1 protein-coding gene is annotated in these 398 nt (G+C 37.4%); it reads left to right on the plus strand.

Annotated elements, in window-relative coordinates; genetic code table 11:
* A partial coding sequence (locus tag PZE06_RS26610; RefSeq protein ID WP_275792188.1) for a transposase occupies positions 1 to 398 on the plus strand: 398 nt, incomplete at both ends.

Below are 398 nucleotides of genomic sequence, written 5' to 3' on the forward strand. Positions count from 1 at the left end.
AAAGGAGAGGGGAAACAATATGACTTTTTGCCTTTTGCGTTGCTTCGAAAGCAATGGCAAACAGTTGTTTTAAAATTAATCAGAAACGGAGTTTCTGAGGAGGAAAAGAAAATCATCCAACCAAGACTTCAAAAGGCGTTCACCAATAATGGGGAAGGCTTCTATGTGTATGCTCCAAAACAGAGTGGGAAAATAAAAGAACAACTTAGTTATATTGGCCGTTATATTCGTCGACCAGCGATCGGGATTAATCGGATCGAGGCATATGACGGACAATACGTTGCATTCAAATATAAGGACAAAATGGATGGAAAAGAAAAAACTGAAACAGTAAGTGTGGAAGAGTTTATTTCACGCTTAATTCGTCATATTCCAGATGAACAATTTAAAACGATTAG

Origin of the sequence: Robertmurraya sp. DFI.2.37 (genome assembly GCF_029211245.1) — a bacterium.
In the GTDB taxonomy this organism is placed as follows: Bacteria; Bacillota; Bacilli; order Bacillales; family Cytobacillaceae; genus Robertmurraya; species Robertmurraya methanolica_A.